The following is a 12,697-nucleotide window of genomic DNA, read 5'->3' on the forward strand; positions in this document are numbered from 1 at the left end:
TGCTTCGCGCACCTCATCAGCGCTGTGTGCGATCTGAAAACAGACTCTTAACAGTCCAGTGGGTTGCGTTTCTCAGGGTCGATGCCGAACTTGACGATGGCTTCAGCCACCACCTTGGGTTCGATATCGCCGCGATCAGCCAAGGCTTCCAGAGCTGCCAGGACCACGAAGTTACGATCGACTTCAAAGAAGTGACGCAGCTTCTTGCGGCTGTCACTGCGGCCGAAACCATCAGTGCCCAGGACTTTGTATTCCTTGGTCGGTACCCACTGACGAATCTGGTCAGCGAACAGTTTCATGTAGTCGGTCGAAGCGATCACCGGACCTTTACGGCCACTGAGGCATTCTTCCACGTAGCTCAATGCAGGCTTCTGACCCGGGTGCAGGCGGTTGCTGCGCTCTACGGCCAGGCCATCGCGACGCAGTTCGTTGAAGCTGGTAACGCTCCAGACATCCGCGCCGACGTTGAACTGCTCGCGCAGGATCTTCGCCGCTTCACGCACTTCACGCAGGATAGTGCCCGACCCCATAAGCTGGACGTGGTGCGCCGCTTCCTTGGTGTCTTCTTCGAGCAGGTACATACCCTTGATGATGCCTTCCTCGACGCCAGCCGGCATGGCCGGTTGCACGTAGGATTCGTTCATCACGGTGAGGTAGTAGAAAACGTCCTGCTGCTCTTCGAACATCAGGCGCATGCCTTCGCGGATGATCACCGCCAACTCATAGCCGTAGGTCGGGTCGAACGTGCGGCAGTTCGGAATGGTCGAGGCCAGGATGTGGCTGTGACCGTCTTCGTGCTGCAAACCTTCGCCGTTGAGCGTGGTCCGACCGGCCGTGCCGCCGACCAGGAAACCCCGGGTGCGGCTGTCGCCAGCGGCCCAGGCCAGGTCGCCGATACGTTGGAACCCGAACATCGAATAGAAGATGTAGAACGGGATCATCGGTTGGTTGTGAGTGCTGTAGGACGTACCGGCAGCGATGAAGGAGGACATGGCGCCTGCTTCGTTGATACCTTCCTCGAGGATCTGACCTTTCTTGTCCTCGCGGTAGAACATCACTTGTTCTTTATCGACTGGCTCGTAGAGCTGGCCGACGGCCGAGTAGATGCCCAACTGGCGGAACATGCCTTCCATACCGAAGGTACGGGCTTCGTCGGGAATGATCGGCACGATGCGCTGGCCGATCTCTTTGTCCTTGATCAGTTGCGACAGAATCCGCACGAAGGCCATGGTGGTGGAGATTTCGCGATCGCCGGAACCGTCGAGGATAGCCTTGAGGGTTTCCAGTGGCGGAGTCGGCAGATTGAAGCTCTTGGCGCGACGCTGTGGCACGAAACCGCCCAGTGCGGCACGGCGCTCGCTCAAGTAGCGGGCTTCGGCGCTGCCTTCTTCGGGCTTGAAGAACGGCAGGGTTTCCAGTTGGTCATCTTTGATTGGAATGTCGAAGCGGTCACGGAAGCTTTTCAGGCTGTCGACGTCGACTTTCTTGGTGTTGTGCGCGGTGTTCTTCGCTTCACCCGCACCGGTGCCGTAACCCTTGATGGTCTTGGCCAGAACCACGGTCGGTTGACCCTTGTGGTTAACGGCTTCGTGGTACGCCGCGTAGACCTTGTACGGGTCGTGGCCGCCACGGTTGAGTTTCCAGATTTCATCGTCGGACAGATCAGCAACCATCGCCTTGAGTTCGGGCGAGTTGAAGAAGTGTTCACGCACGAACGCGCCGTCTTTGGCTTTGTAGTTCTGATACTCGCCGTCGACCACTTCGTCCATCCGGCGTTGCAGGATGCCGTCGACGTCTTTGGCCAGCAGTGGGTCCCAGAAACGGCCCCAGACCACTTTGGTCACGTTCCATTGAGCGCCACGGAACACACCTTCGAGTTCCTGGATGATCTTGCCGTTACCGCGAACCGGGCCGTCGAGACGTTGCAGGTTGCAGTTAACGACGAAGATCAGGTTGTCGAGGTTTTCACGACCGGCCAGGGAGATTGCACCCAGGGATTCCGGCTCGTCGGTCTCGCCATCGCCCAGGAAGCACCAGACTTTCTGCTTGCCTTCAGGGATGTAGCCACGGTGTTCCAGGTACTTCATGAAGCGTGCCTGGTAGATCGCCTGGATCGGGCCAAGGCCCATGGATACAGTCGGGAACTGCCAGAAATCTTTCATCAGCCACGGGTGTGGATAAGACGACAGGCCTTTGCCGTCGACTTCCTGACGGAAGTTGTTCATTTGGTCTTCGGTGATCCGGCCTTCCATGAACGCCCGTGCGTAAACGCCCGGCGAAGCGTGACCCTGGAAGTAGATCAGGTCGCCGCCATGTTCGTCGGTCGGGGCCTGGAAGAAGTAGTTGAAACCAATGTCATACAGCGTCGCGCTGGAGGCGAAGCTGGAGATGTGACCGCCCAGGTCAGGGTCATGCAGGTTGGTTTTGACAACCATTGCCAACGCGTTCCAACGCACCAGCGAGCGAATGCGGCGTTCCATGAACAGGTCGCCAGGCATGCGTGCTTCGTGGGTAACGGGGATCGTGTTGCGGTAGGGCGTGGTGATGGCGTAAGGCAGCTGTGAGCCACTTCTGGTGGCCAGCTCGCCCATACGGGTCATCAAATAGTGAGCACGGTCTTCGCCTTCTTTGTCGAGAACCGATTCCAGGGCGTCCAGCCATTCCTGGGTTTCGACGGGATCGAGGTCTTGCATGGCTTGCTCCAGGGCGGAAAGGCTTCCAGAATCGGTTGCCTGAGTTTGCGACTGGCCTTGTGGGCAGACGACATAAATTCTTGGATTACCGGGGGTTGTACCGGCGTTGTGTAGTTTTACTACAAATCGTCGGCCATTTCAGCCTTTCGAGTAGGTGCCTCAGTAGTAAAACTACAGAAGAGCGACTTATGGGCTCCTGTTGTGTTGTGAGATAAATCGTTAATGTAGGTGTAACGTGAACTCGGACGGGGAAAGACTTGATGTTGGCTGCCAAGAAATATGATTTTTCAGCTATTTATAACCTTTGTTCGACGATCCGCCTCACTACGTATTTCTTGTTGTCACGACAACCGGCCCTCCGTACGCCGATAAAGGATAGACCATGAGCCTCCCTTTGCTGGCCGATCTGCCAGCCATCCTGCAGCCGTTTGTCACGCGTGCGCATCAGTCGTGGGGCACCGCCGTGGCCTCCCTTTCCGACGATATCCTTGTCACGCTTGATACGTGGCCCGATGCGCGCCGCGCCGCTTTCGAACGCGTGTGCGCGGCCAGTGACTTTGTCGCCGATCAGGTGTGTCGCGACCCGCAAATGCTCCTCGACCTTGCCGCGTCCGGCCAGTTGGAGCGCAGTTTTGCCGTGGGCGAGATGCGCGAGCAGCTTGACGCCGCTGTGCAACTCGCCAGCACCGAGGATGAGTTGGGCCGCCATCTGCGCCGCCAGCGCACCCGACATCAGGTGCGCATCGTCTGGCGTGATCTGACCCGTCAGGCCGATCTGGTTGAAACCTGCCGCGACCTGTCGGACATGGCCGACGCCTGCATCGATCTGGCCTATCAATGGCTGTATCAGCGCCATTGTCAGCAGTTCGGTGTGCCGACCGGGCGTCGCAGCGGTGAGCCGCAGCAGATGGTCATCCTTGGGATGGGCAAGCTGGGGGCGGTCGAACTCAACTTGTCGTCGGACATCGATCTGATCTTCGGTTACCCCGAAGGTGGCGAAACCCAAGGGGTCAAGCGCCCTCTGGACAATCAGGAATTCTTCATTCGCCTGGGGCAACGGCTGATCAAGGCGCTGGACCCGATCACCGTCGATGGTTTCGTGTTCCGCGTGGATATGCGCTTGCGGCCTTATGGCTCGTCTGGTGCGCTGGTGCTCAGTTTTAACGCGCTGGAGCAGTATTACCAGGATCAGGGTCGTGACTGGGAACGCTACGCGATGATCAAGGCGCGGGTGGTGGGCGGCGATCAAGTCGCTGGCGCGCAGTTGCTCGACATGCTGCGGCCGTTCGTCTACCGGCGTTATCTGGACTTCTCTGCTATTGAAGCGCTGCGCACCATGAAGCAGCTGATTCAGCAGGAAGTCCGGCGCAAAGGCATGGCCGAGAACATAAAGCTTGGCGCAGGCGGAATTCGCGAAGTGGAGTTCATCGCCCAGGCGTTCCAGTTGATTCACGGCGGTCGAGACCTGAGCCTGCAACAACGCCCACTGCTTAAAGTGCTGAACACCCTGGAAGGTCAGGGGTATCTGCCGCCTGCGGTGATTAGTGAGCTGCGCGATGCCTATGAGTTTTTGCGATACACCGAGCACGCGATCCAGGCCATCGCCGATCGCCAGACCCAGATGCTCCCGGACAGCCCGGAAGATCAGGCGCGCATCGCCTTCATGCTGGGCTTTGCCGACTGGACGAGTTTCCACGAACGGTTGATGCACTGGCGTGGTCGCGTGGATTGGCATTTCCGCCAAGTGATCGCTGATCCCGATGAAGAGCAGGGTGAAGAAAGCCAAATGGTGGTCGGCGGTGAATGGTTGCCGCTGTGGGAAGAATCCCAGGACGAAGACGCCGCCTGCCGCCAGTTGCAGGAAGGAGGATTTACCGATGCCGCCAAGGCGCTGAGACAATTGTCAGGCCTGCGCGGCAGTCCGCAACTACGCTCCATGCAGCGCCTGAGTCGCGAACGTCTGGACGCCTTTATTCCACGGCTGATGGCGCAGACGGTGGAGCATGAAAATCCCGACTTGGTATTGGAACGCGTGTTACCACTGGTCGAAGCGGTCGCTCGACGCTCCGCCTATCTGGTGCTCCTCACGGAAAACCCCAATGCCCTGCGTCGTTTACTGACGCTGTGTGCGGCCAGCCCGTGGATCGCCGAGCAAATCGCACGCTTCCCGCTGTTGCTCGATGAATTGCTCAACGAAGGCCGTCTGTTCAGCCCGCCGTTGGCCCCGGAACTGGCAGCGGAGCTGCGCGAGCGGTTGACCCGGATTCCCGAAGATGACCTCGAACAACAGATGGAGGCCCTGCGACACTTCAAGCTGGCCCACCGGCTGCGTGTGGCGGCCTCGGAAATAACCGGCAGCTTGCCCCTGATGAAAGTCAGCGATTACCTGACCTGGCTGGCTGAAGCGATTCTGGAGCAGGTGTTGGCCTTGGCCTGGCGCCACACGGTCGCCAGGCACGGCACGCCGTCGCGCCCGGATGGCACCCTGTGCGATCCCGGTTTCATCATTGTCGGGTACGGCAAAGTCGGGGGGATCGAGCTCGGTCACGGTTCGGACCTGGACTTGGTGTTCATTCATGACGGCGATCCGCAGGCTGAAACCGACGGTGCCAAGCCTATAGATGGCGCGCAGTTTTTCACCCGACTGGGCCAGCGGATCATCCATTTGCTGACCACCCAGACCAACTCCGGTCAGTTGTACGAGGTCGATATGCGCCTGCGTCCGTCTGGCGCGTCGGGGCTGCTGGTCAGTTCATTGGGCGCCTTCAGCCGCTATCAGGAAAACGAAGCCTGGACCTGGGAGCATCAGGCGCTGGTGCGTGCGCGGGTGTTGGTGGGCAGCCAAGAGGTAGGTGCCGCTTTCGAAAAAGTACGGGCCTCGGTGCTGGGTCGCAAGCGTGATTTGCCTGCGCTGCGACTGGAAGTGAGCGAGATGCGCGCCAAGATGCGGGACAATCTGGGCAGCAAGTCGACGGCCGCCGGAACGGCCGCGAATGCCTTCGAAGCCACGGCGCCGTTCGATCTCAAGCAGGACGCCGGTGGTATCGTCGATATCGAATTTATGGTGCAATACGCCGCCTTGGCGTGGTCCTGGGAGCATCCGGCACTGCTGCGTTATACCGATAACATCCGTATTCTGGAAGGTCTGGAACAGGCCGGGTTGGTTCCCGACACAGATGCCCACCTGTTACGCGAGGCTTATAAGGCCTATCGTGCAGCGGCTCACCGGCAGGCTTTGCAGAAAGAGGCCGGGGTGATCGGCGGCGATCAATTTCACGCCCAACGGCGCGAAGTGCTACGGATCTGGTCTGAGTTAGGTTTGAGTTAAGGGTGTGAATCAATGGCATCCGGCGAGCGCTCGCGGCCTTAACCGTCGTGTTGCGCAGGATTTATAACGCTATGACAGGGAGGCGTCAGGTTGTGTGGCAAGGTCGCGCAATTTGATAAGCCTCCCTGCTCGTTTCTGGTGGTTTTTGGATTAAGCATGAGAATTCTAATCGTTGGGCCAAGCTGGGTCGGTGACATGGTGATGGCGCAAACGCTGTTCCAGTGCCTGAAACAGCGTCATCCCGAGTGCGAAATCGATGTGTTGGCCCCTGAGTGGAGCCGGCCGATTCTTGAGCGCATGCCCGAAGTGCGCAAGGCCTTGAGCTTTCCGCTCGGCCACGGCGCGCTCGAACTGGCAACCCGCCGCAGGATAGGCAAGTCGCTGGCTGGCCAGTATGACCAGGCGATTCTGTTACCCAACTCGCTGAAGTCGGCGCTGGTGCCGTTTTTTGCGGGCATTCCGAAACGCACCGGCTGGCGTGGCGAGTTCCGTTACGGCCTGCTCAACGATGTGCGCACCTTGGACAAGCAGCGTTACCCGCTGATGATCGAACGTTTCATGGCATTGGCCTATGACGCGGGCGTCGAGCTGCCTCAGCCGTATCCACGGCCGAGCCTGCGAATCGATGCCGCCACTCGCGATGCCGCGCTGAGCAAGTTCGGTTTGACCCTTGATCGCCCGGTGCTGGCGCTGTGTCCTGGCGCCGAGTTCGGCGAGTCCAAGCGCTGGCCCGCTGAACATTACGCCAAGGTCGCTGAAACCCGAATTCGCCAAGGCTGGCAGGTCTGGTTGTTTGGTTCGAAAAATGATCATGCGGTGGGCGAGAGCATTCGTGATCGATTGATCCCCGGCTTGCGCGAAGAGGCCGTCAACCTCAGCGGCGACACGTCGCTGGCCGAAGCGATTGACCTGATGTCCTGCGCTGACGCAGTGGTGTCCAATGACTCGGGCTTGATGCACGTCGCCGCGGCGCTCAATCGCCCGCTGGTGGCGGTGTACGGCTCGACATCTCCGGGCTTCACCCCACCGTTGGCCGACAAGGTCGAAATCGTCCGGTTGGGCATCGAATGCAGCCCGTGTTTCGACCGTACCTGTCGCTTTGGTCATTACAACTGCATGCGTCAGCTGGAGCCAACACCTGTGGTCGAGGCGCTGGAGCGTCTGGGCGGCACACCGGTCGAGGTTATCTGAGTTGCGGGTACTGTTGATCAAAACTTCTTCGCTGGGGGATGTGATTCACACGCTGCCAGCGTTGACCGATGCTGCGCGGGCGTTGCCTGGTATTCAATTCGACTGGGTGGTCGAAGAAGGCTTCGCCGAGATCCCGACCTGGCATCCGGCGGTGGCCGGGGTGATCCCGGTGGCCATCCGGCGCTGGCGCAAGAACCTCTGGCAAACCCTCAAGAGTGGCGAGTGGCGGCGCTTTAAGCAGCGCTTGAGCGAGACTGACTACGACTTGGTCATTGATGCTCAAGGGCTGCTGAAAAGTGCGTTGCTGACGCGTTACGTCAACGCGCCGGTGGTGGGCCTTGATCGGCAATCGGCGCGTGAGCCGTTGGCCAGTCGTTTTTATGACCGACCGTATCCAGTGGCGCGCGGGCAACATGCGGTGGAGCGCTTACGCCAGTTGTTCGCTCAAGCGCTGGGCTATCAAGTGCCTGACGGTCTGGGCGATTACGGTCTGGATCGCACGCGTCTGCTGGACGCGCCCGACAGTGAGCCTTTTGTCCTGTTTCTGCACGGCACCACGTGGACGACCAAACACTGGCCGGAGCTCTATTGGCGGCAATTGGCTGAGTTGATGGGCGCACGCGGTCTTCAGGTGCGCCTGCCGTGGGGTAACCCGGCTGAGCTGGCACGTGCCGAGCGCATTGCCGACGGCCTGGATAATGCGGTGGTGCTGCCCAAGCTGAATTTGGCGGGTGTTGCCAAAGTATTGGCTGGCGCTCAAGCGTGTGTCGCGGTGGACACCGGTCTCGGTCATTTGGCTGCCGCGCTGGACGTGCCAACTCTGTCGCTGTTCGGCCCGACCAACCCTGGCCTGACGGGTGCATATGGTAAGTCGCAAGTGCACATTGCCAGCGACTTTCCATGTGCCCCGTGCCTGCAAAAGAAATGCACCTATCGCCCGACCGCTGAAGATCAGCGTCGGTTCGATCTAAAACGCGAGTGGCCATTGTGCTTCACTCGCTTGAATCCCGAGCGAGTAGCGAGCCAATTGGGCGCGCTGTTGCTGGCAAAGGAACCAAGCTGATGCAACTGGCTTTTGTGCTTTATAAATATTTCCCGTTCGGCGGCCTGCAACGCGACTTCATGCGTATTGCCCTGGAATGCCAGCAGCGCGGGCATCAAATCCGCGTCTACACCTTGATTTGGGAAGGCGACGTGCCGCCCGGCTTTGAAGTGCTGGTGGCGCCGGTCAAGGCAATGTTCAACCATCGCCGTAACGAAAAGCTCAGCGCGTGGATGGAAGCGGATCTGGCCAAGCGTCCGGTGGACCGTCTGATCGGCTTCAATAAAATGCCCGGTCTGGACGTGTACTACGCTGCTGATGGGTGCTTTGAAGACAAGGCGCAAAACCTGCGTAACGCGTTATACCGTCGCTGGGGACGCTATCGTCACTTCGCCGAGTATGAGCGAGCGGTGTTCGCCAAAGATGCGAAAACCGAAGTGTTGATGATTTCCGAAGTGCAGCAACCGTTGTTTATCAAGCACTACGACACGCCGCTGGAACGCTTCCACCTGTTACCGCCGGGCATTGCCCTGGATCGCCGTGCACCGGCCGATGCGCCGCAGATTCGCGCCGAGTTCCGGCGCGAGTTTGGCCTCGCGGACGACGACTTGCTGGTGGTGCAGATTGGCTCCGGGTTCAAGACCAAAGGTGTTGATCGCAGTCTGAAAGCGCTGGCCGGCTTGCCGTCAGCGCTGAAGAAGCGCACCCGGTTGTTTGTGATTGGCCAGGACGACCCCAAGGTATTCCAGCTGCAAAGCGCCACGCTGGGGCTGGGCGAACATGTGCAGTTCCTCAAGGGGCGTAGCGATATTCCGCGTTTTCTGCTGGGTGCTGACTTGTTGATTCACCCTGCCTACAACGAAAACACCGGCACGGTTCTGCTTGAAGCGCTGGTGGCTGGCTTACCGGTGCTGGTCAGTGCAGTGTGCGGTTATGCGCATTACATCGCCGAAGCCGATTGCGGCCGGGTGCTGGACGAGCCTTTCGAGCAGGCGCAACTCAACGACTACCTGGCAACCATGCTCAAGGATGACGCTGCACGCACGGCCTGGAGCCGTCATGGCCTGGCCTTCGCCGATACGGCGGACCTCTATAGCATGCCGCAGCATGCGGCCGATGTGATTCTGGCGGAGCACCACGGATGAAATTGATCCTTGCTGAGCCGTTCAAAAGCCTCTGGGATGGGCGCGATGCGTTCGCCGAAGTCGAGCGTTTGGACGGTCAGGTTTATCGCGAACTCGAAGGTCGGCGCACGTTGCGCACTGAGGTCGAGGGGCGCGGGTATTTCGTCAAGATTCACCGGGGTATCGGCTGGGGCGAAGTGGTCAAAAACCTGATGACCGCCAAATTGCCAGTACTGGGCGCCGGTCAGGAGTGGAAGGCGATCAATCGCCTGCATGAAATCGGTGTGCCCACCATGACCGCCGTTGCCTATGGCGAGCGCGGCAGCAATCCGGCCGCGCAGCACTCATTCATCGTCACCGAAGAATTGGCGCCGACCGTCAGCCTGGAAGATTTCAGCATCCATTGGCGTCAGCAACCGCCGCAGCCAAGGCTCAAGCGCGCATTGATCGCCGAGGTCGCGCGCATGACCGGCATGATGCACCGCGCCGGGGTCAATCATCGTGACTGCTACATCTGTCACTTTCTGTTGCATACCGACAAGCCGGTGACGGCCGATGACTTCAAACTGTCGTTGATCGACCTGCACCGCGCTCAGACACGCAAGACGATCAGCATGCGATGGCGTAACAAGGACTTGGCCGCGCTGTATTTTTCGGCGCTGGATATTGGCCTGACCCGGCGTGACAAATTGCGCTTCCTGCGCGGCTACTTCCAGCAGCCGTTGAGGCAGATCCTGGCAGAGGAAGCCGCGTTGCTCCGTTGGCTGGAAAGCAAGGCCAACAAGCTGTACGCACGCAAAGTACGCTACGGGGATGCGCTCTGATGGGGGGGCTGTAAGTTGAGCCGGCTGGACAAAAAAGCATCTGCTATATACTCGGTTTTTTCGAGGCGCGCGGATGAGTGACTTCATTGCGGCAACTGATCGGGGGTTGCTTGATCGCCATGGCCTGGCTGATTTCGATGCCTTGTGGGACATGCCACGAGACATCGTCGGCGAGCCTGGCACCCTGGGCTCCGGCTGGAGCCGCGTGGATAGCCTGGAGCTGGAAGCGTCCGGCTTTTACCTGAAGCGCCAGAGCAACTACCTGGTCCGAAGCGCGTATCGACCGTTAGGCGAGCCCTCGTTTGCTCGTGAATTTCGCATGATCAACCGCTACCAGTCATTGGGCATTCCCTCGTTGTATGCGGTGTTCTACGGCGAGCGCAAAGTAAAAGGCGAGCGTCGGGCGATTCTGATGACGCGGGCGCTGGACGGTTGGGTCGATCTGGACGCTCTGTTGCAGCAGTGGTCGACGCTCAATCCCCACCAGCATCTGGCGATCCTTCGGTCCTGTGGGCAGTTGGCGCGCACACTGCATTCTGCCGGGCAGGTTCACGGCTGCTTCTGCCCCAGGCATGTCTTCCTGCGTTCGCGATCTGATGCGTATCAGGCGCAGTTAATAGGTCTGGAGAAAACGCGGCCCGCACTGTTCGGTTGGCGTGACCGTATCAGAGACCTTGAGTCGTTGCTGCGCCAAGCGCCGATTTGGAATGAAACCGAGGTGCGTGACTTTTTGGCAACGTACCTGCAAGCGCCAGCCACCAGTACGGTGGTCAATACGTGGTGGCGACGACTGGTCAAACGCCGCAGTCATAAAGAGGTTCTCTGATGCGTTTGTCTGAACTCAAATCCGCTGGGCGTACGCCTGCGCTGCCGATAAACCTGGCACTGTCTGATGCTGCAGGCCCGGCCGAGTTGCAACTGTTGACCTTGCTGCGGGTGTTGCCGGGGCAACGCTATGTCGGCGCCGGTATCTGGCGTGGACGTGTGGTATTGGCAAAGTTGTTGGTCGGACCCAAAGCCGCGCGACATTTTCAGCGCGAGCTGGCGGGCGCTCGACTGCTTGCCGAGCAAGGCATGACCACACCCTTGCTGCTGGCCGATGGCTTGCAAAATGGCGAGGGTGGTTGGTTATTGTTCGAGTATCTGGAGCACGCACATAGCCTCGGTGAAGCCTGGGCTGAAGTTGAAAGCTTACCAGTCTTGGCTCAAGAGCAGCACGCGGTGCTGGGTGATGCGCTTTCAGCCATCGCCCGCCTGCACAGCAAAGGGCTTTGGCAGGAAGACCTGCACCTGGACAACCTACTGCGTCACAACGGTCAGTTGTATTTGATTGACGGTGCCGGGATTTGCGCAGAACAGGCTGGCAAGCCGTTGTCGCGAACACGGGTTCTGGAAAATCTCGGGGTATTTTTCGCCCAGTTGCCCAAGACCCTCGAGCCATTTACTGAAGAATTGCTGGTGCATTACCTGTTGAGCAACGGCGAACATGGTTTGCCAATGGAGGCGCTGCAAAAACAGATCGATAAGGTTCGCGTTTGGCGCCTGAAGGACTTCCTCAGCAAGGTCGGCCGCGATTGCAGTCTGTTCAGCGTCAAAGACAGCGCCTTTGGCCTGCGCGCAATTCGGCGCGAAGAAGAGGTCGCGATGACGCCGGTACTGGCCCAGGCCGACCAGTTGCTTGATCACGGTCATCTTTACAAGACTGGTGGAGCGGCCAGCGTCGGGCGTGTGGATGTGGCGGGTCGATCACTGGTGATCAAACGCTACAACATCAAGAGTTTTGCTCATTGGCTCAAGCGTTTCTGGCGTCCGAGTCGCGCTTGGCACTCCTGGCGTGAAGGCAATCGGCTGGCGTTCCTCGGTATCGCGACGCCCAAACCACTGGCGTTGCTGGAGCAGCGATTCTTCTGGCTGCGGCGCAAGGCTTACCTGGTGACCGAGTTCTTGCCGGGGCCGGACATCATTGAGCGGTTCGCGCCTTATGTAGCGACAGGCAATGCGCCGGAAGTTGAGTTGCAGGCGCTGGATCAGTTGTTCGGCCAGTTGTTGCGCGAACGCATCAGCCATGGCGATCTGAAAGGGCACAACGTGTTCTGGCATCAGGATCGCTGGGCGCTGATCGACCTTGATGCGATGTGCCGGCACACTTCAGCTGCATCCTTCGCCAAGGCGTTCGAGCGAGACCGTGCACGGTTTATGCGTAACTGGCCTGCCGTCAGTGTGCTGCGTCAGTCACTGGAACAGCGCTTGCCCAAAATCGCCGAATAAGTGCGTGCCTCTTTTGTTCGCCGGGGCTTGAGCCGCAACGTAGTCTGCGCGGGTCAGGTGTCTGGCGGCCCCTTCTGCCCGCGCTGACAGGTCCATGATCATCCTTGACCGTGTGCTGTGAGCCACCCGACCACACGTAGCCTCATTGCGCTATAATCCCGCCCTTTAGCTGTTCCTCGCGCCTTTTGCGAGAGCACATTTTTCTCAGGCGCCTACCGCCTGCATGC

At 59.4% G+C, this 12,697-nt stretch carries 8 protein-coding genes; 7 read left to right on the plus strand and 1 reads right to left on the minus strand.

Going from position 1 to position 12,697, the window contains the following annotated elements; all coding sequences use genetic code 11:
* Nucleotides 1-47: 47 nt before the first annotated feature.
* A complete protein-coding gene (aceE, locus tag RGU44_RS22070) occupies nucleotides 48-2,693 on the minus strand; it encodes a pyruvate dehydrogenase (acetyl-transferring), homodimeric type (RefSeq protein WP_322177524.1) in 2,646 nt (881 codons plus the stop codon).
* 382 nt (nucleotides 2,694-3,075) lie between these two features.
* On the opposite strand from aceE, the gene glnE reads away from it, so the two are divergent.
* From glnE to RGU44_RS22105, 7 genes are all read left to right on the plus strand, one after another.
* Complete coding sequence (gene glnE, locus RGU44_RS22075) at nucleotides 3,076-6,021, plus strand: bifunctional [glutamate--ammonia ligase]-adenylyl-L-tyrosine phosphorylase/[glutamate--ammonia-ligase] adenylyltransferase (RefSeq protein WP_322177525.1); 2,946 nt, start codon at nucleotides 3,076-3,078, stop codon at nucleotides 6,019-6,021.
* A gap of 156 nt (nucleotides 6,022-6,177) precedes the next feature.
* Nucleotides 6,178-7,212: a lipopolysaccharide heptosyltransferase II gene (gene waaF, locus RGU44_RS22080; RefSeq protein WP_322177526.1), complete on the plus strand. Its 1,035-nt coding sequence runs from the start codon at nucleotides 6,178-6,180 to the stop codon at nucleotides 7,210-7,212.
* A gap of 1 nt (nucleotide 7,213) precedes the next feature.
* Nucleotides 7,214-8,275, plus strand: coding sequence for a lipopolysaccharide heptosyltransferase I (gene waaC / locus RGU44_RS22085; RefSeq protein ID WP_322277936.1), 1,062 nt, complete (start codon nucleotides 7,214-7,216; stop codon nucleotides 8,273-8,275).
* Nucleotides 8,275-9,399, plus strand: a complete 1,125-nt coding sequence (locus RGU44_RS22090; RefSeq protein ID WP_322177528.1) for a glycosyltransferase family 4 protein — start codon at nucleotides 8,275-8,277, stop codon at nucleotides 9,397-9,399. Before waaC ends, RGU44_RS22090 begins: the two co-directional genes overlap by 1 nt.
* Nucleotides 9,396-10,202 carry a lipopolysaccharide core heptose(I) kinase RfaP gene (rfaP, locus tag RGU44_RS22095; RefSeq protein WP_322277937.1) on the plus strand — a complete coding sequence of 269 codons (807 nt, stop codon included), beginning with the start codon at nucleotides 9,396-9,398 and terminating at the stop codon, nucleotides 10,200-10,202. Before RGU44_RS22090 ends, rfaP begins: the two co-directional genes overlap by 4 nt.
* Before the next feature lie 73 nt (nucleotides 10,203-10,275).
* Nucleotides 10,276-11,028 carry a lipopolysaccharide kinase InaA family protein gene (locus RGU44_RS22100; protein ID WP_322277938.1) on the plus strand — a complete coding sequence of 251 codons (753 nt, stop codon included), beginning with the start codon at nucleotides 10,276-10,278 and terminating at the stop codon, nucleotides 11,026-11,028.
* Nucleotides 11,028-12,470, plus strand: a complete 1,443-nt coding sequence (locus RGU44_RS22105; RefSeq protein WP_322277939.1) for a lipopolysaccharide kinase InaA family protein — start codon at nucleotides 11,028-11,030, stop codon at nucleotides 12,468-12,470. Before RGU44_RS22100 ends, RGU44_RS22105 begins: the two co-directional genes overlap by 1 nt.
* The last annotated feature ends 227 nt before the right edge of the window (nucleotides 12,471-12,697 follow it).

Source organism: Pseudomonas sp. 5C2, from assembly GCF_034314155.1.
Lineage (GTDB): Bacteria > Pseudomonadota > Gammaproteobacteria > Pseudomonadales > Pseudomonadaceae > Aquipseudomonas.